Below are 835 nucleotides of genomic sequence, written 5' to 3'. Positions count from 1 at the left end.
AAAATTTGCGTATGAGTCGTATGATGGTTTCATCCTTTACTTGTTCCCTTACCATACCTATCAACAAGTCATGGTTCACAGTGTCAAAATATTTTGCTAGGTCTATGTCAACTGCATATTTGTAGCCTTGGGCGTAGTAATCTTTTGACCTTTTGATCGCTTGTTGGGCATTGCGGTTTGGTCTAAACCCAAAGCTATTATCCACTCCAAGAAGTCTTACCCCACCATCAGGTTTAGGTATTTCTACTCGTCTGACTGGATGGGGTTTGTACTTCCCACTTCTCAAACTCGCTAGAAATCCATCCTTGTTCTCTTTTAAATATGGCATTAACTCATCGACTGTCATCCCGTCAACACCTGCTGCACCTCTGTTTTGCTTTACTCTTTTGTAAGCTGAATTTAAATTTCCTGTGTGTAGTAATTTATCAAGTAAGCTCTCTGCACCGTCTTCCTCGCTAGGTTCCAGTGAGTTAGTACTCCGCGCTCCCTTGGTACTCTCTGGTTCCACCATACCCTCGCAAGGGTAGCCTGTTTTCACAGTTTTCTGCTCTCTTTGCACTATCTCACCTTCTCTCTAGTTTAAAAGACTACCATTGTTCGGTCCTTCCCGTATCCGGTACTATGACCTTGGCTGACTTCTTACGGTTCAACCGTGCATCACCGCACGATTTGTCGCTGTGGGTTGTTGGTTAAACCCTCTTGTAGGCAACCCCCGTAAGACCTCCCCTGTTAAGAACGGTACCTTTCCTCTCATACATCTGCCACATTTACACCGTGGGGTTCGGGTGGTATTGGACTTTGTGTTGATATGCACACTCATCCACCCCACGTATGC

1 pseudogene is annotated in these 835 nt (G+C 45.0%); it reads right to left on the bottom strand.

Annotated elements, in window-relative coordinates:
* Positions 1 to 538 (bottom strand): annotated as a pseudogene (locus CDO51_RS13090) (reverse transcriptase domain-containing protein); the annotation flags it as partial.
* Positions 539 to 835: the final 297 nt, after the last annotated feature.

The organism is Natranaerobius trueperi, from assembly GCF_002216005.1.
Taxonomy (GTDB): Bacteria; Bacillota; Natranaerobiia; order Natranaerobiales; family Natranaerobiaceae; genus Natranaerobius_A; species Natranaerobius_A trueperi.
The sequence above is the reverse complement of the archived record's forward strand: the minus strand, read 5'-3'. Positions and strand labels throughout refer to the sequence as shown.